This is a genomic window from Methylopila jiangsuensis, assembly GCF_027922305.1.
In the GTDB taxonomy this organism is placed as follows: Bacteria; Pseudomonadota; Alphaproteobacteria; order Rhizobiales; family Methylopilaceae; genus Methylopila; species Methylopila jiangsuensis.
The window spans coordinates 73,508-98,126 of record NZ_BSFK01000004.1 but is presented as its reverse complement, the minus strand read 5'-3'; the positions used below and the strand labels follow the sequence as shown (position 1 = coordinate 98,126).

Sequence of the window (24,619 nt, the reverse complement as noted above, 5' to 3'; positions counted from 1 at the left end):
AGCCGCAAACAGCCGCTCGACTATGACAAGGCGCTCCATCGGACGCGCCACAAGATCGAGAACCTATTCGCCAAGCTCAAAGACTGGCGGCGCATCGCAACCCGTGACGACAGATCCGCCCACACGTTCTTCTCTGCAATCTGCATCGCGGCAGCCGTCGTGTTCTATCTCAATCAATGAGTCCTGAGCCTAATATTTCTGTTCCTGAAAGGAGAGTGACGCGCCTGACACGATTCGAACGTGTGACCTTCGCTGCTCTGGGCCAGGGCTTCGAAGCGTGCTCAAAGCCGCCGCATCCGATTGCGTCCGCCGCCGCGATCGGCTAGGTTCCGCCCGCTCAAGCGCGCAGGCACCCGTAGCTCAGCTGGATAGAGCGTCGCCCTCCGAAGGCGAAGGTCACACGTTCGAATCGTGTCGGGTGCGCCATCTCTAAATCAGCACCGGAAAGCTGGGTTAAGACCTTGAACGGCAAGGTCAAATCCGTCGTTCGAAATCCTTCGCCGCGCCGATAGGCCAGACGCCGCGCAAAGGCGAGCCGGAGCACCAGCCGCTTGTCCTCCAGTCGCTCGGAATTCCAGAGATTCCAAGGGCTTGCGAGGAAGCCGAGCGCCGTTCGAACTGTCTGCTCGTAGGGACGGGCCGGACGCCCACCGGAAGCGATCTTTTCACGGATCGCCACTTTCTCTTCCTCAAGGCTGCGCACGCGATCCTCATAGGCTGCGATGACGCTGGGAACGCTCGCTTCAACGATGCGGTCCAGAAGCGCCGCCACCTGCCGCTCGACGGTAATCAGCTTCGCCGACAGCGCTTTGGCCTGCGCCTGACCGTTGGCCATCTGGTGGTCCCAGATCGTCCTGAGCATCTTCGTCGCGACCGTGAACAGCGCCTCGCTCGGCGTCAGCCTGCGCAGGATCGATTCGAACTCGCCCTCGATCGTCTCGCGGCGGATCGATTTGCGGTAGCTCGCGCATCCGCGTTTCGGACAGAGATAGTATGGGAACCGGCTGTGCGAGCCCTTCGACCAGCAGGCGGTCAGTGGCGATCCGCAATCCGCGCAAATCACATGCCCGCGAAGTGGAAAGTCCTCATTGAGGTTCGGACGGCGCGGCGCGTAGAAACCGCCGCGCAATCTGTCCTGTATGCGCTGATAGGTCTGGAAGCTGATCAGCGGCTGATGCTAGCCGGGGCGTAGATCGACGCCCCATTTTGGCGCTTCCACGTAGCCTGCATAGACAGGCTGATTCAGCAGAACGGCGACGCGCTGATGGCGGACGACGCCCGTGCTGTCCTTCGGGAACAGCGGACTGTCCTGAAGGAAACGCATCACCGCCGCCTGATTGTCGAACCGTCCGGAGGCGAAGCCTTCCAGAGCGTCCCGCACGATGGACGCGGCAGGCTCGTCCGGCACGAGGATTTTGCCGCGGCCTGACGCCTTCTCGTAGCGATACCCGACCGGAGGCTGGAACACCCAGAACCCGTTCTGGATGCGCGCCTTCATCCGGCTCTTGGTCTGTTCGGCGTTGTGCTGGCGCTGGTACTGCGAGACGGAAGCGACGACGTTCTCGACCAGCAGCGACGAGGAGTCCGATTTGAACTCCATGACGGGCGAGAGCATCACAGCGCCCATCTTCACGATCTCGGCGCGCAGCAGCAGATAGCCCAGAAGATCGCGGCCAAGGCGGTTGGCGTGATCGACGATCAGCACCGCGCCACGGTGCTTGCGCAGATACGCTTTCGCCTTTTCAAGGCCGGGACGGTCGGAGCGCTCGCCGGTCAGGACGTCGGTGAACACCTCGTCGATTTCCAGCCCCTTCATGCGCGCGAACTCGCGGCAGGTGCGTTCCTGACTCTGAAGGCCGTCCCCGCGCTGAATCTGCTTGGGGTCGGACACCCTGCAATACGCAATTACCTTCTGTGTTCGGTCTTTCGTCATGCGGGGCGCTCCTTCCGTCTGTCGTGGCCGTTCGTCTCCGTCGCTCTTGAGAACGATAATTTTACATCATCGACGCTGTTGTTTTCGTGCGGATCAACACCTTCGAAAATCCGCCCACAGATATCCGCGCGGGCCACGTCGAAGCCCATCTCGACGAAGGCTTTCATGATGTCCCAGAGGGTCTGGAGCAGCGCGATCTTCTCGCCTTCCGACAGATCGAGCTTTTCGAGGTCCGGCAGATATGCGTCCGCATCCATCTCCAGCGACGGAAGCGTGGCGCTGCCGCCCCATTCAGCATCGTGCCCGCACTTCGGGAGGCTGTATTGATCGTTGTGTTTCACGCCGAACCTCCTTGTCTTATCGTGGCGGGAAAAGAGCCGCCATCTTACAGAACGTTTATAGAACAGTAAAGGAATTTCGTCCTATTATACCGTGATCCAAATGGTTGCTCTACGTCCGGCGGCAACGGTTTATACAAGCAGAATGACCGCTGGCTCGTGCCGCACGGCAGCCAAGCCATTGTAGATTCAGATGTTTTATAAACGCGGGAGCACTCGTAAAAATGCCAGAGCGCGCGCCCGCGAACCGCTTCTACCACTCGGCCAAAATCAGTGAGGCGCAGTTCAGACGCGTGCTGTGGAGCTTCGTGATTGATGAGCCGCTGGCGCAGGCGTCACGGCGCACGGGGCTCAGCGCCAACAGCCTCAGCGGTATCTATGCCAAGCTCCGCGTGTTTTTCACGGAGCTAGGCGTTTTCCGTGACATCTACGAAGGCGGCGATCCCAGGGATGGAACGCCCAAGGGCGAGGACTTCGAAGGGTTTGAATACCGCCTGATCCCGTTCCACTTCGCCCGAGTCAACGCCAAGCGCCGGACCAAATCGACGTCGATTAGAGCGGAATCCGCTCATTCTGGATCATAGCCGGCGGCTCTGAAGAAGCCGTGGGCGTCTTTCGGCGTGACGAGGTGTGCGATGCTGGCGATGGCGGCCCAGAGGCCGTCGACGGATCGCTAGGCCGCCTTTCGGAGCAGCGCCTTGAGCTTCGAGAACGCGTTCTCGATCGGATTGAAGTCGGGGCTGTAAGGCGGGAGGTAGAGCAGTTCCGCCCCGGCGGCCTTGATCGCCGCCCGGACGCCTGCTCCCTTATGGCTGCCGAGATTGTCCATGACCACGACGTCGCCGGGCTTCAGTTCGGGAACGAGGACCTGGTCGACATAGGCCTGGAAGCTGCGGCCGTTGATCGGGCCGTCGAGAGCCATCGGGGCGACCATCCCGGAGAGCCGCAGTCCTGCGACGAAGGTCGTCGTCTTCCAGTGACCATGCGGGACCGCGGCGCGCAGGCGCTCGCCCCGCGGCGCCCGGCCGCGCGTCCTCGCCATGTTGGTCGACGCCCATGTCTCGTCGATGAAGACGAGCCGTTCCGGATCAAGATCGGGCTGAGCTCCGAACCATTCCCGCCGCCGCCTCAGGACGTCCGGCCGCTCCTGCTCTTCAGCGTGCGCGGTCTTTTTTTGACAGTGATCCCGCGCCGATCGAGGAACCGCCACAACCCGCCATAACCGACGATCGCCCCGCGCTTGGCGAGCGCAGCCCGCAGTTCCTGGAGGGTGGCGTCGGGCGAGGCTTCGAGCAGCGACAGGATCAGCGGCCCATGCGCCTCGATCGCCCGCGAGCGCTGGTCGCCGCCCATCGCCTTCGGGCTCGGATCGCCATGCTCCCGCTCAAGCGTACGCCAGCGGCTGACGCTGGCCGCGCTCACCCCGAAGCGCTCGGCCGCCTGACGATGACTGAGACCGCCCTCGACCGAGGCGAGAACACGGACACGTAGATCCATCGACAACGGTGTCGCCATGCCTGCCGGCCTCCGCCCGGTCGACAGGCTGAATCACAAACCGACGCTCTCGGGAATCCCAATCCGATTCAAACCGCTCGAATAACGCTCTAGCTGTTGCGCGACAGATCGTATCGCTTCGCACGCCCGTGAGGCGTCTCGCCGGAAATGAACTCCTGAGCGGCCCGGCGCTTGAACGCGACGCCGTGGGATCTGTGGCGGGTCATGGGCCCTCATCCTCTGAAAGCCCGGCTCATGGTCAATTCCCGCAGCACAATCCGTCCGCCACAGGAGATCCACTCCAACAACGGGGCAGACCTCCCCGCCGATTGACAGGGCGAGAGCATCATCGCGCCGCGTCTTCATGATCTCGCCACGTCGAAGCCGCGCGGTCGTCTTCAAGCCTGCGCGCAGCCACCCGGACCTGACCCTTGATCCGGCTCGGAGGTCTTCCGCGCGGGGCTTTTTCGCAGCGGCTTATGCGCCGAACAATATCGCCGTAGGGGCGTCCCGCGCGAAATCCTGCTTGCGGGGCGCCGACATCAGATTCCCCCGGAACGAACGAAAACGGCCGGGGCGGCGTGCGCCCCGGCCGTTTCGCCGTGCGGAGGTCTCCGCCGGCCCGATGGTCCCGCCCGTCTCGCCGGAGACGGGCGGACGTCGATCACTTCAGCTTGTTGAGCGAGGTGTCGAAGGACAGGCTGACCACATAGCTGTCGCCGCACCAGTTGCGGTTGCCCATGTAGCCGAAGCACTGGCTCTTCGACAGGTTGCTGTCGCTGTAGCGGAAGTCGAGCGTCATCGCCTTGTAGGTGAATCCGGCGCCGGCGTCCCAGTACAGGTAGTCCTTGACGAAGTTCTCGCTGGTCCACTGCTTCGAGAACGAACCCGAGACGTAGGCGCCGATCTCCGGCATGCTCGCCAGCGGCGTGAAGGCGTATTTCGCGAACGCGGTCGAATGGACGATGTCCACGCCGCGGTTGATGAAGTCGTTGCCGTAATAGATGTTGGCGCCGACCGTGAAGCTGTCGGTCACGGCGTATTTGGCGACGCCGTAGACCTTGCCGTAGTCGAGGCCCGGAGCCGATCCGTTCTCGCCGGAGAAGTAGACCCAGACATAGCCGACGTCGAGGGTCACCGGACCCCAGCTGTGGCGCAGGCCGCCGTAGAAGTCGATCTCGGCGGAGGGATCGGTGCCCCCGAAGTTCACGTTCGACGCCCAGATGCCCGCATAGACCCAGTCATAGGCCTGGAACTCGGCGTAGCCCTGGACCGCCGGCTTCTTGGAGGTCTGGGTGATGCCGCGCAGCACCCACTGGCTCAGGCCCTTCACGCCGAAGGCGATGTCGAAGGGCGGAGGCGTGACGGTGGCGTCGATGACGTCCGCCGGCAGATCGGCCGCGACGGCGGGCGTCAGCGGCGCGACAGAACCGATGGCGGCCGCAACGACGGCGACTCCCGCGGCCCGTGCAAAGAAAGTCATGGTGGAGTTCCCCGATGAAGTTAGACGACTAATCGAAGCTGACTCGCTTCATTTTTTCAATTTCAATCAGCGACTTACCGCGACGCAAACATGATCTGTGGGCTTCCTGCAACACTGCTTGCGCGGCGCATGAAAAAGCATCGCCAAGCCCATTCCTGAGGCGGTGGCCGGATCTGTTTTCTCGAAGTTGCGCCTGAATTTTAGGCGGCGAACCGGTTCAGTGGCTGATCATCCACGGCCGCGCGGACGGGAAGCTCTTCGCTCCGTTCGGAGCCTTGGCGGTGCGGCTCTTGGTCCGGCTCTTCATGCCGCCGGAGCAGCAGGAGCAGTTCGCGCCATGGCTTCTGGCTTTGTACTCGTCGGTGGACATCGGCGCATGACTTGAGCGCTCGTTGGTGGCGTGCGCCGTCATCCGCTCGCGCGACATGGAGGCGAAATGCGGCGCCGTCAGCATCACCCGCGGGGCGGGCTCGCCGCAGTCCGGGCAGTCGCAGGGCTCCGCATAGGCGCTCATGGGCCGCAAGGAGGTGAAGTCGCCGCAGCTGTCGCAGAGATACTCGTAGACGGGCATAATCCTGATCCCCCGCACCGTTTGTCGTCGAACGCGCCGGGAGCGGACGGGCCGCTCCCGGCGCTGAAGGATTCAGAGATCCTGCGCGATCGGCATGTCGATGGAGCCGTCGAGGAACTTCGTCGGGCCCGCCGAGGAGGGCTTGATGTCGAAGTCGAAGATCTCGGTCGGCAGCCACAGGGTGGCGCAGGAGTTCGGGATGTCGACCACGCCCGACAGATGGCCCTGCACCGGGGCGACGCCGAGGATCGAGTGCGCCTGCGCGCCCGAATAACCGAACTTCTTCAGGTATTCGATGGCGTTGAGGCAGGCCTGGCGGTAGGCGACGTTGGCGTCGAGGTAATGCTGCGTGCCGCTCTCGTCGACCGAGATGCCCTCAAAGATCAGGTAGTCCTTGTAGTTCGGGGTGATCGGCGACGGCTTGAAGATCGGGTTCTTGATCCCGTACTTGGCCATGCCGCCCTTGATCAGGTCGACCTTGATGTGCAGCCACGCGCCGAACATCTCGATCGCGCCGCAGAAGGTGATCTCGCCGTCGCCCTGGCTGAAGTGCATGTCGCCCATGGAGAGGCCGGCGCCGTCCACATAGACGGGGAAGTAGATCTTGGAGCCGCGCGACAGATCCTTGATGTCGCAGTTGCCGCCGTGCTCGCGCGGGGGAACCGTGCGGGCGCCCTCGGCCGCCACCTTGTCGAAGGCGTCGGTGCCCTTTGCGAGCTTGCCGAGGTGGGCGGTCTTCGGGAACGGCGGGTTGGCCAGCGGCGGCACCCGGGTCGGGTTGGTGTCGATCAGCGCCTGCTCGCGGGCGTTCCACTTGTCGAGCAGGTCTTGGCTCGGCAGCGTGCCGATCAGGCCCGGATGGATCAGGCCGGCGAAGCCCACGCCCGGAACGTGGCGGGAGCGGGTGAACATGCCCTCGTAATGCCACACCGACTTCTGCGCGAGCGGGAAGTGATCGGTGAGGAAGCCGCCGCCGTTCTTCTTCGAGAAGAAGCCGTTGAAGCCCCACTCGTGGCCCTTGAGCGTGCCAGCGTCGAGGATGTCGACCACCAGCAGGTCGCCCGGCTCCGCGCCTTTCACGCCGATCGGGCCCGAGAGGTAGTGCACGGTGGACAGGTCGACGTCGCGGATGTCTTCCGCGGAGTCGTCGTTCTTGATGGCGCCGCCGGTCCAGTCGACGGTCTCCACCAGGAAGTCCGCGCCCGGCTCGACCCAGGTGGCGATCGGAATGTCCGGATGCCACCGGTTGTGCAGGAACTCGTTCTCCGTCGCCGGCTTCGACAGATCGACCGAGATCAGGGTTTCAGGCATGGCGTCCTCCGCTCCCCTTGAGGGATGCTGTTACGGAACTTGACCGACAGGCGTCCGGACCGAGCACGGCTCAGACCGGAAAAAACTTAGACGGACAGGTACTTGGAGACCTTGGCCTCATCGACGGCGGCGCGCGGCTCGTCATGGACGATCTCGCCGTTCTCGACCACGAGGATGCGGTCGGCCACGTCGAGCGCGAAGCTCAGCACCTGTTCGGAGACGATGATGGAGAGGCCGCGCTCGTCGCGGATGCGGCGGAGCGTGCGCGCCATCTCCCGGATGATGGAGGGCTGGATGCCTTCGGTGGGCTCGTCCAGCAGCAGCACCTTGGGCTTGGTGGCGAGCGCGCGGGCGATGGCGAGCTGCTGCTGCTGGCCGCCGGAGAGGTTGCCGGCGCGCCGGCCCTTCATCTCCAGCAGCACCGGGAACATCTCGTAGATGTCCGCCGGCACCTCGCGGTCGCCGGAGGCGGTGAGCCCGGTCTCGATGTTCTCCTTCACCGTCATGGTGGAGAACACCATGCGCCCCTGGGGCACGTAGGCCACGCCCTTCTTCACGCGCTGGTGGCTCTTCAGCGCGCCGATGTCCTCGCCGCCCAGCCGGATGGCGCCGGCGGTGGAGGGCAGGATGCCCATCATGGACTTCATGAGCGTGGTCTTGCCCATGCCGTTGCGGCCCATGATGGCCACGATCTCGTTGGTCGCGACGCCGAAGCTCATCCCATGCAGGACTTCCGACTGGCCGTAGGCGACGTGCAGGTTCTCGACGTCCAGCATCAGGCGTCTCCGTAAGGCGCGGGAAGCGCAGTCGCCCACCTCTCCCCGGCGGGGAGAGGTCGCGAGGCGAAGCCGAGCGGGTGAAGGGGAGCAAGGTGTTCCGGATGACGCGAAGCCCCCTCACCCGGCCCTCCGGGCCGACCTCTCCCCGCCGGGGAGAGGTGAAGGGCGGCGTCTCGTTCTCGAGACGGAAGCTGAGCCATCGTCCGCTCCTCAGTGCCCGAGATAGACTTCGACGACCTTGGGGTCGGACTTCACCTTCTCCATCGAGCCCTCGGACAGGATCTTGCCCTGGTGCAGGACGGTGACCTTGTGCGCGATGTCCTCGACGAACTTCATGTCGTGCTCGATCACCAGCACCGAACGGTTCTTGATGATGGTGTTGAGCAGCTCGGCGGTCTTGATGCGCTCGCTCACGCTCATGCCCGCCACCGGCTCGTCGAGCATCAGCAGCTCCGGGTCCTGGATCAGCAGCATGCCGATCTCCAGCCACTGCTTCTGGCCGTGGCTGAGGAAGGCGGCGTTGTCGTGCAGCCGGTCTTTGAGGAAGATGATCTCCGCCACCTCCTCCACCCGGTCGCGCACCGCCTGGTCGCGCTTGAAGGTGAGCGCGCCCCAGACCGAGCGGCCCTTGGGATAGGAGATCTCGAGGTTCTCGAAGATCGTCAGGTCGTCGTAGATCGACGGCGTCTGGAACTTGCGGCCGACGCCGGCGAGCACGATCTGGCTTTCGCTCATCTTGGTCAGCTCCGAGCCGCGGAAGCGGATGGAGCCGGCGGTGGAGCGGGTCTTGCCGCAGATCAGGTCGAGCACCGTGGTCTTGCCGGCGCCGTTCGGGCCGATGATCACGCGGATCTCGTTCTCGTCCACGTAGAAGGACAGGTCGTTGACCGCCTTGAACCCGTCGAAGGACACCGTGAGGCCTTCGACCGAGAGCAGGAAGTCCTTGGGTTGCGTGCCGATGGGGGTCATGACGTCCTCACTCCGCCGGCATGGAGGCCGCCTGCTTGGCGACGTTCTGTCCGGGATCGGTCGGGTCCTTGGAGCGCAGCCTGAACACGCGGTCGATCGAGGGCTGGACGTAGTCCCGCCAGATGCCCGCGAGGCCGTTGGGGAAGAACAGCACCACCGCGATGAACAGGCCGCCGAGGCCGAGCAGCCACAGTTCGGGGAAGCTCTCCGACAGGCTGGTCTTGGCGAAGTTCACCAGCAGCGTGCCGTAGACCGCGCCGAAGATCGACAGCCGGCCGCCGACCGCGGTGAAGATCACCATCTCGATCGAGGGCACGATGCCCACCAGCGACGGCGACATGAAGCCCACCTGCAGCGTGAACATGGCGCCGCCGATGGCCGCGAACACCGCGCCGAGGCAGAACACGAAGATCTGGAAGTTCGCCACCGAGTAGCCGGAGAACCGCACCCGGTCCTCCTTCTCGCGCATGGCCACCAGAATGCGGCCGAGCTTGGAGCTGCGCACGAACAGGGCGCAGCAGATCACGCCCATGAGCAGGATCGCGTTGACGAAGTAGAGGATGAACTTGGCGCTGTCGGTGCGGATGTCCCAGCCCATCAGCGTGCGCAGGTCGGTGATGCCGTTGACGCCGCCGGTGTAGCCCTGCTGGCCGATGATCAGGATGGTGGCGATGGCCGCCAGCGCCTGGGTGATGATGGCGAAGTACACGCCCGACACGCGGCGCTTGAACATGGCCGAGCCGATCAGCAGCGCGAAGGCCGCGGGAACGAGCACGATCAGGATCAGCGTCAGCGGGAACGAGTGGAACGGGTGCCAGAACCAGGGCAGCTCGGTGAGCTGGTTCCAGTCCATGAAGTCCGGGATGCCGGGCGTGGACTGGATCTTGGTGTTCTCGACCGACGACGCCTCGAGCTTGAGGTACATGGCCATGCCGTAGCCGCCGAGGCCGAAGAACAGGCCCTGGCCGAGCGACAGGATGCCGCCGTAGCCCCAGCACATCACCAGCCCGACCGCCACGAAGGCGTAGGTCAGGTACTTGCCGACGAGGTTGAGGCGGAAGCCGTCCAGCGCCAGCGGGAACACGATCAGCAGCAGGGCTGCGACCGCCGCCAGGGCGAGCAGGTCCTTGCGGTCCATGAAGGAGGGAGCGCGGGTCATATTCAGGGCTCCTCAGCGCCGGACCTTGAGGGTGAACAGTCCCTGCGGCCGGACCATCAGGATGGCGACCACGGTGAGCAGGGTGATGACCTTGGCCATCGAGCCCGAGAGGAAGAACTCCAGCGTCGACTGGGTCTGGGAGATCGAGAAGGCCGAGGCGATGGTGCCGAACAGGCTGGCCGCGCCGCCGAACACGACGATCAGGAAGGTGTCGACGATGTAGAGCTGGCCGGCGGTCGGGCCGGTGGAGCCGATCATGGTGAAGGCCGAGCCCGCGACGCCGGCGATGCCGCAGCCGAGGCCGAAGGTCAGGCGGTCGACCTTTTCGGTGTCGATGCCGACGGCGCCCGCCATCTGGCGGTTCTGCACCACGGCGCGGATCTGCTGGCCGAAACGCGAGCGGAAGATCATGAAGAACACGGCGACGGTGATCAGCGTGGTGAGGCCGATCACGAACAGGCCGTTGATCTGCACCTCGATGATGTCGGTCACCGGGAGCGAGCCCATCATCCAGTCCGGCAGGGTGACGCCGACCTCACGCGGGCCGAACACCGAGCGGTAGACCTGCTGCAGGATGAGGCTGAGGCCCCAGGTGGCGAGCAGGGTGTCGAGCGGCCGCTTGTAGAGCCGTCGTATCAACGCCCATTCCACCAGCATGCCCAACAGGCCTGAGGCGCAGAAGGCGAGCGCCATGGCGACGAAGAAGTAGATTCCGAACAGCGCCGGCAGATGCTCGGCGAAGAACACCGAGGTCAGCCAGGTGACGTAGGCCCCGAGAATCATGAACTCGCCGTGGGCCATGTTGATCACGCCCATCTGGCCGAAGATGATCGCAAGGCCGAGCGCCATCAGCAGATAGACGGAAAACAGGATCAGACCCGCGAAGCCCTGCATCGCGAAGATCGACCCGAGATCGCCGAGCGAATATTCCCCGAACATTGTTCGAACCCCACTTTGCGGCGTCCCGCGCGCGCGCCGGCAAAAAACAGAACAGGCGGCGCCGCAGGACGCGGCGCCGCCTTCAGCCGTCAGATCACTGATAGCCCTTGGGGAAGGGGTTCGGCTCGATGAGCTCGGGGCTCTCGTAGACCACCTTGAACTGGCCGTCCTTCTGGGCGAGGCCGACGCGGGTCTTGGACCAGAGGTGATGGTTCTCGTGGACCTTGACGTAGCCTTCCGGCGCCTTGGTGAACTCGATGCCCGGCGAGGCCGCCGCGATCTTGTCCACGTCGAACGAGCCGGCCTTCTCGGCGGCGAGTTTCCACAGCCAGGGCCCGAGATAGGCCGCCTGCGTCACGTCGCCGATGACGGTCTTCTCGCCCCACATCTTCTTGAACGCGGCGACGAACTCCTTGTTGTTCTCGTTTTCGAGAGACTGGAAGTACTTCATGCAGGAGTAGGCGCCCGCGATGTTCTCGCCGCCGATGCCGTCGATCTCGTCCTCGGTGACGGAGATCGTCATCAGGGTCTGCTTCTCGAGATTGATGCCGGCCGCCTTGAGCTGCTTGTAGAACGCCACGTTCGAGCCGCCGACCACGTCCGTGAAGATCACGTCCGGCTTGGTCAGCTTCAGCTTGTTGATCACGGAGTTGAACTGGGTGTGGCCGAGCGGGAAATACTCCTCGCCGACGACCTTCGTCCCCTTCATGAAGTTTTCGATGTGCTTGCGCGCGATCTTGTTGGACGTGCGCGGCCAGATGTAGTCCGAGCCGATGAAGTAGAAGGTCTTGGCGCCCTTCTCGCGCACGACCCAGTTCAGCGACTCCAGGATCTGCTGGGTGGCTTCCTGGCCGGTGTAGATCACGTTCTTGGACTGCTCCAGACCTTCATAGAAGGTCGGATAGTAGAGCATGCCGTTGTACTGCTCGATGACCGGCAGAGCCGCCTTGCGGGACGCGGACGTCCAGCAGCCCATGATGGCCGCGACCTTGTCCTGCACCAGCAGCTTCTTCGCCTTCTCGGCGAAGGTCGGCCAGTCGGACGCGCCGTCTTCCTGGATGTACTTGATCTTGCGCCCGAGCACGCCGCCCGCGGCGTTGATCTGCTCGATCGCGAGCTTCTCGGCCTGAATCGAGCCGGTTTCCGAAATCGCCATCGTGCCGGTGGCGGAATGCAGGATGCCGACCGTCACTTCGGTGTCGGTCACCGCAAGGCCGGTGGTGTTCACCGCCGAGGTCGCGGGCGCCTGGGCGAACGCCACCTTCGGCAGCAGGCCCGCCAGCGGCGCTGCCGCCATGCCCATGAGAAGCTGCCGGCGCAGCCGCGAATGGCGCGCGTCGTCTTGATCCGCCATCAAACCCTCCGTCGGCCAATCCCCGCGATTGGCTTGCCGGAGGTCAGGCTCGCGCGATTTTTGCGTCGCAGCATATACGTTGGTTGACGTATATGGCGTCCCAGAGGAACCCGCTTAGGGTCATGCGTCACGCGCGGGCACGCTGACGCGTCGCCGCGAACCGCGCTCCACCTCCGGGCGTGGCGGCGATCTTGCATGGGTCGGCGAGACGATCGAGGAGGTGGCTTCTTGCACTGCTGCGCGGCGGGGCGTGACACGACAGTCGACGAGAGCGGGCGGCCGTGACGGACCGTCTCCGCATCGTGCCCGTGCGCCGGCGCTACAACCAGTTCGTGGCGAACGAGACGCTCGAGGACTACGCGCTGCGCTTCACCGCGAAGCAGGCCCGGCGCTGGTCCGCCGTGCGCGTGGGCAACACGGCGCTCGGCGCGGTGTCCTTTCTCGCGCTGGAGGCGATCGGCGGCGCCATCACCCTGAACTACGGCTTCGAGAACGCGGCTGCGGCCATCCTGGTGGTCTCGGCGCTGATCTTCCTCACCGGCCTGCCCATCGCCTACTACGCCGCGCGGGACGGGCTCGACATCGACCTGCTCACCCGCGGGGCGGGCTTCGGCTACATCGGCTCCACGATCACCTCGCTGATCTACGCCTCCTTCACCTTCATCTTCTTCGCGATCGAGGCCGCGATCATGGCGCTGGCGCTGGAGCTCTGCTTCGGGGTCCCGCTCGCGATCGGCTACGTGGTCTCGGCGGTGGTGGTGATTCCGATCGTCACCCACGGCATCGCCTGGATCAGCCGCTTCCAGGTCTGGACCCAGCCGCTCTGGATCGCGCTGCATCTGACGCCGCTGGTCTTCATCGCCGCCAAGGGCGACGCGAGCTTAGCGCACTGGATCGGGTACGAGGGCGCAAGCGCCCATGGCGGCGCGCTCAACCTGCTGGGCGCGGGCGCGGCCGGCGCGGTGGTGTTCGCGCTGGTGGCGCAGATCGGCGAGCAGGTGGACATCCTGCGCTTCATGCCGGAGCGGAAGAAAAGCGGCCGCGCGGCGTGGTGGTCGGCGCTGATCGCCGCCGGTCCCGGCTGGATCGTGCCCGGCGCGGTCAAGATGATGATCGGCTCGTTCCTCGCCGTGCTGGCGCTGTCCCACGGCGTGCCCGCGAGCCATGCGGGCGAGCCCACGCAGATGTACCTGATCGCCTTCAGCTACGTGACCTCGTGGCCGGCGGCGGCGCTCGGGCTCACCGCCGCCTTCGTGGTGATCTCCCAGCTGAAGATCAACGTCACGAACGCCTACGCCGGCTCCATCGCCTGGTCGAACTTCTTCTCCCGGCTGACCCACTCCCATCCGGGGCGCATCGTCTGGCTGTTCTTCAACGTCGGCATCGCCGTGCTGCTGATGGAGGCCGGCATCTACAAGACGCTGGAGCACACGCTCGGGCTCTACTCCATCGTGGCGGTGGCCTGGCTCGGGGCGCTGGTGGCGGACCTCACCGTCAACAAGCCGCTCGGCCTCAGCCCCAAGCGCATCGAGTTCAAGCGGGCCCATCTCTACGACGTCAACCCGGTCGGCGTCGGCGCCATGGTGGTGGCGACCGCCGTCGCCATGATCTCCTACGCCGGGGCCTTCGGCGCTTACGCCCAGGCGCTCGCGCCCTTCGTGGCGCTGGCGGTGGCGATGGCGACCGCGCCGCTGATCGCGATCGCCACCGGCGGGCGCTACTATCTCGCCCGCAAGCCCCGCGCGGAGTGGCGGCTGCGCACCTCCATCACCTGCAAGGTCTGCGAGAACGCGTTCGAGCCCGAGGACATGGCCCATTGCCCGGTCTATTCCGGGGCGATCTGCTCGCTGTGCTGCTCCATCGACGCCCGCTGCCGCGACGGCTGCAAGCCCCACGCCCGCTACCAGACCCAGGTCGTGGACCTGCTGAAGGCCCTGCTGCCCCAGCGCTGGATCGCGCGGCTCAACACCCGCACCGCGCATTTCTCCGGCGTGTTCGCGACCCTGCTCGGCATCCTCAGTCTGGTGCTGCTGCTGGTGCATTTCATCGCGGCCAAGACCGCGCCGGAGGAGGCCGCGGCGGTCGCGGGCACGCTGTGGGCGGTGTTCCTGATCCTCGCCATCATCGCGGGCGTCGCGGCCTGGCTGTTCGTGCTGGCGCATGAGAGCCGCGAGATCGCGCAGGAGGAGTCGAGCCGCCAGACGGCGCTGCTGATGCGCGAGATCGAGGCCCACAAGCGCACCGACGCCGCCCTGCAGCGGGCGAAGGAGGTGGCGGAGGCCGCGAACCTCGCCAAGAGCCGCTATGTGGTCGGCATCAACCACGAGCTCCGCACCCCGCTCAACGCCGTGCTCGGCTACGCCCAGCTGCTCGACGCGGAGAGCGGGCTGTCGTCCAAGGCCCAGACCGGCGTGCGCGTCATCCGCCGCAGCGCCGAGCACCTCGCCGGACTGCTCGACGGCCTGCTCGACATCGCCAAGGTGGAGGCCGGGCGGCTCAAGCTCGCCCGCGAGGACATCTGGACCCGGGAGTTCCTCGGCCAGCTCGCGGACATGTTCCGGCTTCAGGCCGCGGCGAAGGGGGTGGCGTTCGTGTTCGAGGGCGAGACCGCCCTGCCCCCGGTGGTGCGCGGCGACGGCAAGCGGCTGCGGCAGGTGCTGATCAATCTGCTGTCGAACGCGGTCAAGTTCACCGCTGCGGGTCGGGTCACGCTGCGCGTCACCTACCGCAGCCAGGTCGCCACCTTCGAGATCGTCGACACCGGGCCGGGCATCCCGCCGGAGGACCGCGACCGCATCTTCGAGCCGTTCGAGCGCGGCGGCTCGCCGCTGTCGCCGGCCCAGCCGGGCATGGGCCTCGGCCTGACCATCACCAAGCTGCTGGTGGAGGTGATGGGCGGCGAAATCGCGCTGGAGACCGAATCGGGCCGCGGCAGCGCCTTCCGCGTGAAGCTGATGCTGCCGCACGTTCCGAACGCCCGCCCGCCGATCGCGCCGTCGGACCGGATCATCGGCTATGTGGGCCGCCGCCGGCTGGTGCTGGTGGCCGACGACGACGCCGACCAGCGCAACCTGATGCGCGCGGCGCTGGAGCCGCTCGGCTTCACGGTGATCGCGGCGACCCACGGCGCGGCGGCGCTGGAGATGGCGGCGGAGCGGACGCCGGACCTCGTGCTGCTCGACGTCTCCATGCCCGGCCCCTCCGGCTGGGAGGTGGCGCGGCGGCTGCGCGCGGCGCTGCCCGAGACGCGCATCATCATGATGTCGGCCAACATCAGCGACGCCCCGCTCGACGGCCATCCGGCCCACCACGACGGCGCCATGCCGAAGCCCATCGACCTGCAGGCGCTGCTGGGCGAGATCGAGCGCCTGCTGCGGCTGAACTTCGTCACCGAGCGGCCGGCGCCCGATCCGGGCCCCGCGCCGGCCGCGGACGCGCCGATGCGGCGGCCGTCGAACCGGCATGTGGAGGAGCTGACCCGGCTCGGCGAGATGGGCTACATCGCCGGCATCGAGGCCAAGCTCGTGGAGCTGGAGAGCGCGGACCTCGGCTCGGGCCCCTTCGTCAGCGCGGCGCGGGACCGCATCCGCGCCTTCGACCTGCGCGGCTACATGGCCATGCTGGAGCGGAGCGAACCCCTGGAGCGCGGCGATGTCTGAGCGCGGCGGCCGCAGCGTCGTCCTGGTGGTGGACGACAGCCCCGAAACGCTCGCCATGCTGACGGCGGCGCTGGAGAGCGCCGACATGCTGGTGCTGGTGGCGACCGACGGCGAGCGCGCCCTGTCCGCCGTGCGCCACGCCGCGCCCGATCTGGTGCTGCTCGACGCGGTGATGCCCGGCATCGACGGGTTCGAGACCTGCCGCCGTCTGAAGCTCCGGCCGGAGCTCGCGGACGTGCCGATCGTGTTCATGACCGGGCTCAAGGAGACCGACCACATCGTCAAGGGCCTCGAGGCCGGCGGCGTCGACTACGTGACCAAGCCGATCGTGCTGGACGAACTGCTGGCGCGCATCCGCGTCCACATCGGCAACGCCCGCAAGTCCCGCAGCGCCCGCGCCGCCCTCGACACCACCGGGCGCTACCTGTTCGCCGTCAACGCCGCGGGGCGGCTGGTCTGGTCGACCCCCCAGGCCAACCGCCTGCTCGGGCTGGCGGAGACCGGCGACAACGCCGGCCCGAAGCTGCCGGACGCCATCTCCCGCTGGGTGGCGGCCCGGCAGGACGGGCGGCCGGACCCGTCCACGCTCGGGATCAAGCTGGAATCCACCGGCGCCACGCTGTCCATCGCCTTCGTGGGCCGCGCCGACCGGGACGAGATCCTGCTCCGCGTCACGGAGGAGAGCGGCGCCGACCAGGCCGCGATCTTCCGGGAGCGGCTCGGCGTCACCGCGCGCGAATCCGAGGTGCTGCTCTGGATCGCCCGCGGCAAGTCCAACAAGGACATCGGCGACATTCTGGGCATGAGCCCGCGCACTGTGAACAAGCATCTCGAGCAGATCTACGTGAAGCTCGGCGTCGAGAACCGCGCCGCGGCCGCCGCCGTCGCCGTGCGGCACATGCCGTGAGCGCCCTCCCCTCCAAGGATCGTGACATGACCGTCGGCTCCGTCTCCGCCCTGTGGCGCTATCCGGTGAAGTCCGTGCTGGGCGAGCCGCTGCTCGAGGCGCCCCTCACCGCCGCCGGCGTCGACGGCGACCGGGCCTTCGCCATCGTCGACGTGGAGAGCGGCAAGGTGGCGAGCGCCAAACGGCCCCAGCTCTGGCGGCGGATGCTGGAGCTTGCGGTCGAGAGCGCCGAGGACGGCGCGCTCGCGATCCGGTTTCCGGACGGCGCGGCCGTGCGCCTCGACGACGGGGCGCTGGACGGGCGGCTGAGCGCCTTTCTCGGGCGCCCCGTGCGGCTGTCGGCGCAGGCGGCCGACGACGACGCGCTCGACCGGGCGATTCCCGACGAGGTGCTGGCGCTGGGCGAGGACGGCGCCGCCGGCTCGACCCATCTGACGCTGGCGCAGGGCTCGCCCGAGGGCGGCTTCTTCGATTTCGCGCCGTACCACGTGGTGCTGCGCGCGAGCCTCGACGCGGTGCGCGACGCGCTTGGCGACGACAGCGTGCTGGTGGAGCGCTACCGCGCCAACATGGTGGTGGACCTTCCGGGCCTTCCCCCCTTCGCGGAGAACGGCTGGGCCGGAGCGGAGCTTCGGATCGGCCCGGACGCGACGCTCTCGATCATCGGCGCGACGCCCCGCTGCGCCGTGCCCATGCTGGCCCATGGCGCGCTGCCGCCCGCGCCCGGCGCGCTCACGTGGCTGGTCAAGGCCAACCGCATCGAACTGCCGGAGTTCGGCCCCGGAACCTACCCCTGCCTCGGCGCCTTCGCGGTGCTGAAGACGCCCGGCGTCGCCGCCGTGGGCGCGCGGGCGGAGCTCGCCGCCTGACGGCGTAACCGACTGCCCCTCTTGTCCCCACGCGTCGGCCTGGGCCAAAGATGCGCGCGACGATGGCGCGCGGTGGAGTGTTGAGACGTGTCGGAAGAGCCCTGGCGGATCGGCGTGCTGTTTTCGACCACGGGGGTCACGGCGGACATCGAGACCGCCCAGCTCAAGGCCACGCTGCTCGCGATCGAGGAGATCAACGCCGCGGGCGGCGTGCTGGGCCGGCCGATCGCGCCACTGGCGCGTGACGGCGCATCCGACCCCAAGCGCTTCCGGCAGGAGGCGGAACGGCTCATCGGGCAGGACGGCGTGAAGCTGCTGCTCGGCTGCTACATGTCGAACTGCCGCAAGGCGGTGCTGCCGGCGATCGACGACCATCGCGGCCTGCTGTTCTACCCCACCTTCTATGAGGGCTTCGAGTTCTCGCCGCAGGTCATCTACACCGGCGCGGTGGTGAACCAGAACGCGTTCCAGCTCGCCAAGTACATGCTGGCGCGGCACGGCCAGCGGGTGCTGATCGTGGGCTCGAACTACATCTACCCCTATGAGACCAACCGCGTGATGAGCGACTTCGTGGTCCAGTCGCGCGGCAAGGTGGTGGACGAGATCTACCTGCCGTTGGAGGCGGACGCGGAGAGCCCGGAGATGGTCCGGCTGATCAAGCGAATCCGCAAGCACGAGCCCGACTTCATCTTCTCCACCATCGTCGGCCGCTCCACCGCGAGCTTCTATGAGGCCTATGCGGACGCGGGCTTCTCCGCCGCCGCCATGCCGATCGCCAGCCTCACCACCTCGGAGGTGGACGTGGCGCGCATGCGGCCCGGCGTCGCGGAAGGCCACATCGCGGCCGCCACCTTCTTCTCCACCCTCGGCACGCCGGCCGCGCGCCGTTTCACCGCGGCCTACCGCGCCCGCTACGGCCAGCACGCGCCGATCCCCTCCGCGGCCGAGGCGGCCTATTTCCAGACCCACATCGCAGCGGCGGCGCTGGCGCGCGCCGGAACCGACGATCCCCGCCGGGTGCTCGACGAGATCACGGAGATCGAGTTCGACGCGCCCCAGGGCCGGGTGCGCATCGACGCCGAGAATCACCACGCCTACCTCTGGCCGCGGGTGGCGCGGATCGACGCCGACGGCGCGTTCCAGATCGTGTGGAATCCGGGCATGCGGGTGAAGCCCGACCCCTACGGCGTCGACCAGCGGCTGGACGACTGGTCGGCGGACTTCGTCGAGGCCCCGGCCTCGGGCGGACGCTGAGGGCGGCCCGGCCATGGCGATCCAGATCCTGCGCGACATCAAGGGCCTGCGCGTCCACGCCATCCATCCGAGCGACGCGGAGGGCCGACAGCTCGTGGAGCACCTGCGGCGCATCGGCTGCTTCGTGGAGACCGCGTGGCCGATCCCGGACAGCTTTCCGAGCGCGGCCGACGTGGTGCTGCTGGCGATCGAGCAGGAGGACCGCGACGCGCTGCAGAAGCTGCTGAAGACCCGGCAGGAGACCTCGCCCACCCTGATCGCCATCGTCGGCTACGAGAACCCGGCGACCCTGGCGCTGGTGCTGGAGAGCGGGGCGCTGGCGGTGGTGGAGCGGCCGATCAAGCCCTTCGGCCTGCTGACCCAGATCGCGCTCGCCCGCTCGCTCTGGTTCGAGCGCCGCGATCAGGCCCGGCGCCTGCGCAAGCTGGAGCAGAAGCTCACCGGCATCCAGCAGATCCAGAAGGCCAAGACCATCCTGATGGCGAGCCAGAACATCACGGAAGACGAGGCGTTCCAGTCGATACGCAAACAGGCCATGGCCAAGCGCGTGCCCATGGGCGAGCTCGCCGCCGCGATCATAAACGCGAACGCGCTCTTGAACTTCAAATCCAATGATGATTAGCTGACTCCATCGGCGAGCCGCGAAGCGGCGGCGCGCCGATTTCACCCGGTCCACAGGGTTGTCGGACCGGTTTGGCGATGTAGCCCGTCAGATCCTCATGCGAGGAACTGTCGGGCTTTTTTGTTTTCATCCGCAGACGACAGCGATGTCGCCCGCGGAAACCTATGAGCGCGCCTGTCCGACGGATCGGATGCGGCGGGCCGAAAGAACACATCGAAAAACCATTTGCTCCGCGGGCGAACGGCGTCCGCGGCGACGGAGCGCTGCGCCCCCGCGCACGGGCCGCTTCAACGGGATCTGGGAGACAGGAACATGCTTCACGGCGATATCGGCTCGAGCAAGGACACCGTCGGCGTGGCGGTGGTGAACTACAAGATGCCGCGGCTGCACACCAAGGCCGAGGTTCTGGCCAACGCGAAGAACATCGCCGACATGGTGGTGGGCATGAAGGCCGGCTTTCCGGGCATGGATCTGGTGATCTTCCCGGAATATTCGACCCACGGCATCATGTACGACTCCAAGGAGATGTACGACACCGCCTCGGCCATCCCGGGCGAGGAGACCGAGATCTTCGCCGACGCCTGCCGCAGGGCCAAATGCTGGGGCGTGTTCTCGCTCACCGGCGAGCGCCACGAGGAGCACCCCAACAAGGCGCCCTACAACACGCTCATCCTGATGAACGACAAGGGCGAGATCGTCCAGAAGTACCGCAAGATCATGCCCTGGGTGCCGATCGAGGGCTGGTACCCGGGCGACTGCACCTATGTCTCCGAAGGCCCCAAGGGCCTGAAGATCAGCCTGATCATCTGCGACGACGGCAACTATCCCGAGATCTGGCGCGACTGCGCCATGCGCGGCGCGGAGCTGATCGTGCGCTGCCAGGGCTACATGTATCCGGCGAAGGAGCAGCAGATCATCATGGCCAAGGCCATGGCCTGGGCCAACAACACCTATGTGGCGGTCGCGAACGCCACCGGCTTCGACGGCGTCTACTCCTATTTCGGCCATTCGGCGATCGTGGGCTTCGACGGCCGCACGCTGGGCGAATGCGGCACCGAGGAGAACGGCGTCAACTACGCCCAACTCTCAGTGTCGCTGATCCGGGACGCGCGCCGCACGGGGCAGTCCAACAACCATCTGTTCAAGCTGCTGCACCGCGGCTACACCGGCATGATCAACTCCGGGGACGGCGACAAGGGCGCGGCCGCCTGCCCTTACGACTTCTACAAGCGCTGGATCACCGATCCGGAGGGCACCCGTGAAATGGTCGAAGCCATGACGCGGCCGACGGTGGGCGTTGACGAGTGTCCGATCGAAGGCATTCCGAACGCCGCCTCCACGCACCGCTGATCCCGGCGCGGCGGCGCCCTCCCCCGCGCGCCGCCGCGCCTCTTCAGGGACCACTCATGCTCCACATCGAAAGCGTCGTCGGCGACCGCGCGGATCCCGCGCTCCATCGCCGCCTGCACCATCTCGAACACCGCCATGCGGTGGACGAGATCGTCATCCCCCGCGCCGACATGGACCGCCGCCGCCTCCGGGTGACGACGCCCAAGGGCGAGGACGTGGCCATCGCCCTGCCCCGCGACCAGAAGCTGTTCGACGGCGCGGTGCTCTACATCGACGACGAGCGCGCCATCGTGGTCCGGGCCGAGGTTGAGCGCTGGCTGCGCCTGCAGCCGAGCTCCATCGCGGAAGGGATCGAACTCGGCTACCACGCCGGCAACCTGCACTGGCGCGTGCGCTTCGAGGGCGAGAGCCTGCTGATCGCGCTGGAGGGTCCGGCCGAGGCCTATTACGCCCGGCTCGACAACCTGTTCGCCGGCCGCCGCATCCGCAGCACGCTCCTGACCGGCTCGGCGGCGGCGTGATCGGCGACCTGCTCGCGATCTGGCAGGCGGACACGGCGTTCCCGAGCGGGGCCTTCGCGTTCTCGAACGGGCTCGAAGGGCTCGCCGCCCTGGAGCGCGGCCTGCCCGCGGACCGGCTCGAAGTGGTGATCGAGGGCGCGCTGCGCCGCCGCTGGGCCACCGCCGACCGGGTGGCGCTGCTCGGCGCCTACGCCCGCGCGGGCGACATGGACGCCGTCGCCGTCATCGACCGCGAGGTGGAGGCGACGACCCTGTGCGAAGCGTTCCGCACGGGCTCCCGCCGCAACGGCGCCGGGCTGCTCGCGGCCCATGCCCGCATCGGAACGCCGGGCGCCGCGGCGCTGCAGGCGCTCGTGCGCTCCGGCGACACGCCGGGCCATCTCGCGGTGGCGCAAGGGGTGGTCTGGCGCGGCGCCGGGCTGGAGCGCGACGGCGCCGTCCTTGCGTCCGGCTACATCGTGGCGTCGGGCTTCGCCACCGCCGCCGTCCGGCTCGGCCTCGTGGGCGCGGTCGCGGCCCAGGCGGTGGTGCGCCGGCTGCTGCCGGTGGTGGCGGAGCTCGCCGCCACCGACCCGCCGGAGCGGATCGAAAGCTTCGCGCCCCTGCTCGACATCGCTGCGGCGCGCCACGCCCGCGGCGAGCTTCGCCTGTTCTCAAACTGACGCGCCCGGGACCCCCATGCTGCTGACCCCGACCGAGCTCGAACGCCTCACCATCTTCACCGCGGCCTCGCTCGCCCGCAGACGCCGCGACCGCGGCCTCAAGCTCAACTACCCGGAAGCGGTCGCCATCATCACCGACGACATCCTGGAGGGCGCCCGCGACGGCCGCACCGTGGCCGACCTGATCGGCTTCGGCGCCACCGTGCTGACCAGCGACGACGTCATGCCCGGCGTGCCGGCCATGCTGCACATCCTGCAGGTGGAGTGCGTGTTCCCGGACGGCACCAAGCTCGTCACCGTGCATGAGCCGATCCGCCCGGCGGAGGGCTCCGCGCCCGATCCGGTCCAGCCCGGCGAGACGCTGGCGCTCGACGGCGAGATCGAACTGAACGAGGGCCGGCCGCGCGTCACGCTCTCCGCCACCAACACTGGCGACCGGCCGGTGCAGATCGGCTCGCACTTCCACTTCTTCGAGATCAACCGCGCCATGGCGTTCGACCGGGCGGCCGCCTACGGCATGCGGCTCGACATTCCGGCGGGCACCGCCGTGCGCTTCGAGCCCGGCCAGACCAAGGAGGTCACGCTGACCGCCTTCGGCGGCAAGCGCTTCGTGGGCGGGCTGAACGGGCTTGGCGGCGACACCACCAGCGAAGAGGCCAAGGCGGTCGCGCTGGACAAGGCGCGCGCCGGCGGCTTCCGCGGCGCCTGAGGGGACAACGGACATGGTCAAGATCGCCCGCAAGGACTACGCCGCCATGTACGGGCCGACGGTCGGCGACGGCCTTCGGCTCGGCGACACCTCGCTGATCGCCGTGGTGGAGAAGGACCACGCCGCCTATGGCGACGAGTGCCTCCACGGCGGCGGCAAGACGCTGCGCGACGGGCTGGGGCTCGCGGCCGGGATCACCAACGCCGAGGGCGCGCTCGACTTCCTGCTCTGCAACGTCACGGTGATCGACGCCGTGCTCGGGATCGTCAAAGGCGATCTCGGCATCAAGGACGGCCGCATCGTGGGCGTCGGCAAGGCCGGCAACCCGGCGGTGATGGACGGCGTCGACCCGCGCCTGATCGTCGGCGCCGGCACCACGGTGCGCGACTGCGAGGGCCTGATCGCCACCGCCGGCGGCATCGACGTGCATGTGCACTTCGACTCCGCGGGGCTGGTGGAGCACGCGCTGGCGAGCGGCCTCACCACCATGCTCGGCGGCTCGCTCGGCCCCATCACGGTGGGCATCGATTCCGGCGGCCCGTTCAACACGGGGAAGATGCTGCAGGCCTCCGAGGCCTGGCCCATGAACTTCGGCTTCCTCGGCCGCGGCAACAGCCACATCCATGAATCGCTGACGGAGCAGCTCGAGACCGGGTGCCTCGGCCTCAAGATCCACGAGGACTGGGGGGCGATGCCCGCCACCATCGACGCCTGCCTGCGCTCGGCGGACGCGCTGGACTACCAGGTGCAGCTGCACACCGACACGCTGAACGAGAGCGGCTTCCTGGAGGACACGCTGGCCGCCATCGGCGGGCGCACCATCCACATGTACCACACGGAAGGCGCGGGCGGCGGCCATGCGCCGGACGTGATCCGCGTGGCGGGCGAGAGCTACTGCCTGCCGTCGTCGACGAACCCGACCAACCCCTACACGGTCAACACGTTCGACGAACATCTCGACATGACCATGACGTGCCACCACCTCAATCCGGCGATCCCGGAGGACGTGGCCTTCGCGGAAAGCCGCATCCGCGCCCAGACCATCGCGGCGGAGGACGTGCTGCACGACATCGGCGCCATCTCCATGCTCGGCTCCGACAGCCAGGGCATGGGCCGCATCCACGAGGTGGTGTGCCGCACCTGGCAGCTCGCCTCCAAGATGAAGGACCAGCGCGGAACCCTGCCTGAGGAGCGGACCGGCTTCGGCGACAACGAGCGCATCAAGCGCTACATCGCCAAATACACCATCAACGCCGCGAAGACCTTCGGCATCGCCGAGCATGTGGGCTCGCTGGAGGACGGCAAGCTCGCCGACATCGTGATCTGGCGGCCGGCCTTCTTCGGGGTGAAGCCGGAGCTGGTGATCAAGTCCGGCTTCATCGCCTGGGGCGCCATGGGCGACTCCGCCGCCTCGCTGATGACCTGCGAGCCCATGCTTCTCCGCCCGCAATGGGGCGCCTTCGGCAAGGCGGCGCCGGCGCTCTCCGCCTGCTTCGTGCATCCGCTGGCGATCAAGCGCGGCCTCCGGGAGGAGCTCGGCCTGACCAAGCTGCTGCTGCCGGCCTCGGGCACGCGCGGCCTGAAGAAGTCGGACATGCTGCACAACGACGCCCTGCCCAACATCCGCGTCGATCCGCAGACCTTCGACGTGTTCGTTGACGGCGAACTCGCCACCTGCGCGCCCGCCACCGAGCTGCCGCTCGCCCAGCGCTACATGCTGCGGTGACGGAGGCGCG

The 24,619-nt window shown here is 67.3% G+C and carries 21 protein-coding genes, 1 tRNA gene and 3 pseudogenes; 13 read left to right on the top strand and 12 right to left on the bottom strand.

Annotation, left to right across the window (positions count from 1 at the left end):
• Positions 1-180: pseudogene (locus PKE85_RS01575) on the top strand (IS5/IS1182 family transposase); the annotation flags it as partial.
• 169 nt (positions 181-349) lie between these two features.
• Positions 350-426 (top strand) — tRNA-Arg (locus tag PKE85_RS01570).
• Positions 427-928: 502 nt separating this feature from the next.
• On the opposite strand, the pseudogene PKE85_RS01565 reads toward PKE85_RS01570, so the two are convergent.
• The 3 genes and pseudogenes from PKE85_RS01565 to PKE85_RS01555 form a co-directional block, all read right to left on the bottom strand.
• A pseudogene (locus PKE85_RS01565) lies at positions 929-1,129 on the bottom strand (recombinase zinc ribbon domain-containing protein); the annotation flags it as partial.
• A 48-nt stretch (positions 1,130-1,177) separates the two neighbouring features.
• On the bottom strand, positions 1,178-1,933 hold the full coding sequence (locus PKE85_RS01560) for a recombinase family protein (protein WP_271203038.1): 756 nt from the start codon (positions 1,931-1,933) through the stop codon (positions 1,178-1,180).
• On the bottom strand, positions 1,930-2,274 hold the full coding sequence (locus PKE85_RS01555; RefSeq protein ID WP_271203037.1) for a hypothetical protein: 345 nt from the start codon (positions 2,272-2,274) through the stop codon (positions 1,930-1,932). The genes PKE85_RS01560 and PKE85_RS01555 overlap by 4 nt, the downstream gene beginning before the upstream one ends.
• A gap of 221 nt (positions 2,275-2,495) precedes the next feature.
• On the opposite strand from PKE85_RS01555, the gene PKE85_RS01550 reads away from it, so the two are divergent.
• Entirely contained in the window at positions 2,496-2,855 is a 360-nt protein-coding gene (locus tag PKE85_RS01550; RefSeq protein ID WP_271203036.1) for a hypothetical protein, read from the top strand.
• Here the strand turns inward: PKE85_RS01550 and PKE85_RS01545 are convergent.
• From PKE85_RS01545 to urtA, 9 genes and pseudogenes are all read right to left on the bottom strand, one after another.
• Positions 2,840-3,786, bottom strand: a pseudogene (locus PKE85_RS01545) (IS630 family transposase). The gene PKE85_RS01550 and the pseudogene PKE85_RS01545 overlap by 16 nt on opposite strands.
• Positions 3,787-4,429: 643 nt before the next feature.
• Complete coding sequence (locus tag PKE85_RS01540; RefSeq protein ID WP_271203035.1) at positions 4,430-5,248, bottom strand: TorF family putative porin; 819 nt, start codon at positions 5,246-5,248, stop codon at positions 4,430-4,432.
• 217 nt (positions 5,249-5,465) lie between these two features.
• On the bottom strand, positions 5,466-5,819 hold the full coding sequence (locus PKE85_RS01535; protein WP_271203034.1) for an FmdB family zinc ribbon protein: 354 nt from the start codon (positions 5,817-5,819) through the stop codon (positions 5,466-5,468).
• 72 nt (positions 5,820-5,891) lie between these two features.
• Positions 5,892-7,130 (bottom strand): formamidase, encoded by a 1,239-nt coding sequence (gene fmdA, locus PKE85_RS01530; RefSeq protein WP_271203033.1) that lies wholly within the window; start codon positions 7,128-7,130, stop codon positions 5,892-5,894.
• Positions 7,131-7,216: 86 nt separating this feature from the next.
• The gene (urtE, locus tag PKE85_RS01525; protein WP_271203032.1) at positions 7,217-7,906 is read right to left on the bottom strand and encodes an urea ABC transporter ATP-binding subunit UrtE; all 690 of its coding nucleotides are present in this window, start codon (positions 7,904-7,906) and stop codon (positions 7,217-7,219) included.
• Between the two features lie 213 nt (positions 7,907-8,119).
• Positions 8,120-8,878: an urea ABC transporter ATP-binding protein UrtD gene (gene urtD, locus PKE85_RS01520; RefSeq protein ID WP_271203031.1), complete on the bottom strand. Its 759-nt coding sequence runs from the start codon at positions 8,876-8,878 to the stop codon at positions 8,120-8,122.
• 7 nt (positions 8,879-8,885) lie between these two features.
• Positions 8,886-10,037 carry an urea ABC transporter permease subunit UrtC gene (gene urtC / locus PKE85_RS01515; RefSeq protein ID WP_271203030.1) on the bottom strand — a complete coding sequence of 384 codons (1,152 nt, stop codon included), beginning with the start codon at positions 10,035-10,037 and terminating at the stop codon, positions 8,886-8,888.
• 12 nt (positions 10,038-10,049) lie between these two features.
• Entirely contained in the window at positions 10,050-10,976 is a 927-nt protein-coding gene (gene urtB, locus PKE85_RS01510) for an urea ABC transporter permease subunit UrtB (protein WP_271203029.1), read from the bottom strand.
• 94 nt (positions 10,977-11,070) lie between these two features.
• Positions 11,071-12,330, bottom strand: a complete 1,260-nt coding sequence (urtA, locus tag PKE85_RS01505; protein ID WP_271203028.1) for an urea ABC transporter substrate-binding protein — start codon at positions 12,328-12,330, stop codon at positions 11,071-11,073.
• A gap of 281 nt (positions 12,331-12,611) precedes the next feature.
• Here urtA and PKE85_RS01500 point away from each other — a divergent pair, with 281 nt between their 5' ends.
• The 10 genes from PKE85_RS01500 to ureC all read left to right on the top strand — a co-directional run bounded on the left by PKE85_RS01500 (position 12,612) and on the right by ureC (position 24,609).
• Entirely contained in the window at positions 12,612-15,989 is a 3,378-nt protein-coding gene (locus PKE85_RS01500; protein WP_271203027.1) for a hybrid sensor histidine kinase/response regulator, read from the top strand.
• The gene (locus PKE85_RS01495) at positions 15,982-16,896 is read left to right on the top strand and encodes a response regulator transcription factor (protein ID WP_271203026.1); all 915 of its coding nucleotides are present in this window, start codon (positions 15,982-15,984) and stop codon (positions 16,894-16,896) included. The genes PKE85_RS01500 and PKE85_RS01495 overlap by 8 nt, the downstream gene beginning before the upstream one ends.
• 26 nt (positions 16,897-16,922) lie before the next feature.
• Positions 16,923-17,765, top strand: a complete 843-nt coding sequence (locus PKE85_RS01490; protein ID WP_271203025.1) for an MOSC domain-containing protein — start codon at positions 16,923-16,925, stop codon at positions 17,763-17,765.
• A gap of 87 nt (positions 17,766-17,852) precedes the next feature.
• A complete protein-coding gene (locus tag PKE85_RS01485) occupies positions 17,853-19,019 on the top strand; it encodes a transporter substrate-binding domain-containing protein (RefSeq protein WP_271203024.1) in 1,167 nt (388 codons plus the stop codon).
• Between the two features lie 13 nt (positions 19,020-19,032).
• Positions 19,033-19,641 carry an ANTAR domain-containing response regulator gene (locus tag PKE85_RS01480; RefSeq protein ID WP_271203023.1) on the top strand — a complete coding sequence of 203 codons (609 nt, stop codon included), beginning with the start codon at positions 19,033-19,035 and terminating at the stop codon, positions 19,639-19,641.
• A gap of 312 nt (positions 19,642-19,953) precedes the next feature.
• Entirely contained in the window at positions 19,954-20,991 is a 1,038-nt protein-coding gene (locus PKE85_RS01475) for an aliphatic amidase (RefSeq protein ID WP_271203022.1), read from the top strand.
• A 56-nt stretch (positions 20,992-21,047) separates the two neighbouring features.
• Positions 21,048-21,512: an urease accessory protein UreE gene (gene ureE / locus PKE85_RS01470; protein WP_271203021.1), complete on the top strand. Its 465-nt coding sequence runs from the start codon at positions 21,048-21,050 to the stop codon at positions 21,510-21,512.
• On the top strand, positions 21,509-22,174 hold the full coding sequence (locus PKE85_RS01465; RefSeq protein ID WP_271203020.1) for an urease accessory protein UreF: 666 nt from the start codon (positions 21,509-21,511) through the stop codon (positions 22,172-22,174). Before ureE ends, PKE85_RS01465 begins: the two co-directional genes overlap by 4 nt.
• Before the next feature lie 16 nt (positions 22,175-22,190).
• Entirely contained in the window at positions 22,191-22,883 is a 693-nt protein-coding gene (locus tag PKE85_RS01460) for an urease subunit gamma (protein ID WP_271203019.1), read from the top strand.
• A 13-nt stretch (positions 22,884-22,896) separates the two neighbouring features.
• Positions 22,897-24,609, top strand: a complete 1,713-nt coding sequence (ureC, locus tag PKE85_RS01455) for an urease subunit alpha (protein WP_271203018.1) — start codon at positions 22,897-22,899, stop codon at positions 24,607-24,609.
• Positions 24,610-24,619: the final 10 nt, after the last annotated feature.

What these genes read in the sequence shown, in the direction of transcription:
- PKE85_RS01495 (WP_271203026.1), top strand. Translation starts at nt 15,982, where the DNA reads ATGTCTGAGCGCGGCGGCCGCAGCGTCGTCCTGGTGGTGGACGACAGC.
- PKE85_RS01535 (WP_271203034.1), bottom strand. Translation starts at nt 5,819, where the DNA reads ATGCCCGTCTACGAGTATCTCTGCGACAGCTGCGGCGACTTCACCTCC.
- PKE85_RS01560 (WP_271203038.1), bottom strand. Translation starts at nt 1,933, where the DNA reads ATGACGAAAGACCGAACACAGAAGGTAATTGCGTATTGCAGGGTGTCC.
- PKE85_RS01460 (WP_271203019.1), top strand. Translation starts at nt 22,191, where the DNA reads ATGCTGCTGACCCCGACCGAGCTCGAACGCCTCACCATCTTCACCGCG.
- ureE (WP_271203021.1), top strand. Translation starts at nt 21,048, where the DNA reads ATGCTCCACATCGAAAGCGTCGTCGGCGACCGCGCGGATCCCGCGCTC.
- urtD (WP_271203031.1), bottom strand. Translation starts at nt 8,878, where the DNA reads ATGACCCCCATCGGCACGCAACCCAAGGACTTCCTGCTCTCGGTCGAA.
- urtA (WP_271203028.1), bottom strand. Translation starts at nt 12,330, where the DNA reads ATGGCGGATCAAGACGACGCGCGCCATTCGCGGCTGCGCCGGCAGCTT.
- urtE (WP_271203032.1), bottom strand. Translation starts at nt 7,906, where the DNA reads ATGCTGGACGTCGAGAACCTGCACGTCGCCTACGGCCAGTCGGAAGTC.
- PKE85_RS01480 (WP_271203023.1), top strand. Translation starts at nt 19,033, where the DNA reads ATGGCGATCCAGATCCTGCGCGACATCAAGGGCCTGCGCGTCCACGCC.
- PKE85_RS01475 (WP_271203022.1), top strand. Translation starts at nt 19,954, where the DNA reads ATGCTTCACGGCGATATCGGCTCGAGCAAGGACACCGTCGGCGTGGCG.
- PKE85_RS01550 (WP_271203036.1), top strand. Translation starts at nt 2,496, where the DNA reads ATGCCAGAGCGCGCGCCCGCGAACCGCTTCTACCACTCGGCCAAAATC.
- PKE85_RS01490 (WP_271203025.1), top strand. Translation starts at nt 16,923, where the DNA reads ATGACCGTCGGCTCCGTCTCCGCCCTGTGGCGCTATCCGGTGAAGTCC.
- urtC (WP_271203030.1), bottom strand. Translation starts at nt 10,037, where the DNA reads ATGACCCGCGCTCCCTCCTTCATGGACCGCAAGGACCTGCTCGCCCTG.
- fmdA (WP_271203033.1), bottom strand. Translation starts at nt 7,130, where the DNA reads ATGCCTGAAACCCTGATCTCGGTCGATCTGTCGAAGCCGGCGACGGAG.
- urtB (WP_271203029.1), bottom strand. Translation starts at nt 10,976, where the DNA reads ATGTTCGGGGAATATTCGCTCGGCGATCTCGGGTCGATCTTCGCGATG.
- ureC (WP_271203018.1), top strand. Translation starts at nt 22,897, where the DNA reads ATGGTCAAGATCGCCCGCAAGGACTACGCCGCCATGTACGGGCCGACG.
- PKE85_RS01540 (WP_271203035.1), bottom strand. Translation starts at nt 5,248, where the DNA reads ATGACTTTCTTTGCACGGGCCGCGGGAGTCGCCGTCGTTGCGGCCGCC.